Origin of the sequence: Phocaeicola fibrisolvens, from assembly GCF_025567125.1 — a bacterium.
Taxonomy (GTDB): Bacteria; Bacteroidota; Bacteroidia; order Bacteroidales; family Bacteroidaceae; genus Phocaeicola; species Phocaeicola fibrisolvens.
On sequence record NZ_JAOQJI010000055.1, the window covers coordinates 1 to 1320 of the forward strand.

Here is a 1320-nt window from a genome sequence, read left to right on the forward strand (position 1 = left end):
GCCCCTCGACTTGCATGTGTTAAGCCTGTAGCTAGCGTTCATCCTGAGCCAGGATCAAACTCTTCATTGTAAAATATTTTCTTACCCTTGCGGGTACCGTTGATTCTGTTCCAGGAAACCGATTTTCTATATCCTTTTCAGGTTATTGACGGTTCTTGTTTCATCCCATATATACATTATATATAAGACTACTTCTTGTACTACATCTTCGTTTGTTTATCTAAAGTCTTTCAAAGAACTATCTTTCTTTCGTGCTCCCGTTTCAGCGGGAAAGCGTTTGTAAAGGTAAGGCGTTTTTTCTTTCCCTCCAAATTTTTCCGAAGTTTTTTTTTCGAAAAAGTTTTTCAGGACGACCTCGCGGGGCTTATCCTTTTCTCGCTCCCTTGCGTCCCTGCAAGGTAAGATACTCGGGTGCAGCGCCTTTGATAGTCTGCCTCTCTTTACCAGTCTGTCATCTTCAGCGGCTCTCCCTCTCGAAAGCGGTTGCAAAGGTACGCACTTTTTCCGGTTCTGCAACTTTTACGCAATACTTTTTTGCGGAAATTTTGAAGAATTTTTGTAAATCCCTGTAAACAAGACAGTTGCATGTGAGCGTTTTTTGATGCTTTCAAAAACGGAAGGAAACAGCCCTACATTATGATTTCGCGCGGGCGCGCGGGCGTGTGTACGCGCACATGCGTGCATGTGCAGACAAACAGGAAGAAGCATGCACACATAAAGGAATTGCGGCTGCGCACAGAAAAAAACAGGTTGATGAACCGTTCCCGACGAGAAGAAACAACCGAAACACGGTAAAGCTTATCCGCAATCAAGGACATTTTTTTCAAGGAACGGAAAGAAAAGCCTGAAAAAATCCGTTCCTCCCCCCCCCGAAAAAATCCCGGATTTTCCGGATCTGTTCCCCTGGAACGGTCAGTTTTATGTCATCCAAAGAACAAAAATCTTCCGAGAATCGCCATTTTTTACCAACAGGAGGACAAAAATTTCGCGAGAAAGGCCATTTTTATACCATCCGATAGACAAAAATTTCGCGAGAAAGACCATTTTTTGCCAACAGGAGGACAAGAATTTCCCGAAAACGGCCAGTTTTATGACAGCCGGAAGACGAAAAAATGAACCCGGCGACCATTTTTCCTCGCCCGGCTGGGAAATCCCGACCAAAATTCCTCCCCCGAAAGGCAGAAAATCCGAAAAAAATTTCCGGAAAAACTGGAAACGGAGCTACATGTCCACAAACAGAACCGGAATTTTTCCATGCAGCAGGGCAAATGACGTCACGGAAATCCCGGCCAAAATTCCTCCCCCGAAAGGCAAAAAATC

At 44.5% G+C, this 1320-nt stretch carries 1 protein-coding gene and 1 rRNA gene; both read right to left on the reverse strand.

The genetic code is table 11. The features are described from left to right. A 16S ribosomal RNA gene (locus OCV81_RS15595) occupies positions 1-70 on the reverse strand; the annotation flags it as partial. Positions 71-1003: 933 nt separating this feature from the next. Further along, positions 1004-1320 (reverse strand): hypothetical protein (locus tag OCV81_RS15600; RefSeq protein WP_262640421.1); only part of this gene is annotated, 317 nt, incomplete at its 5' end.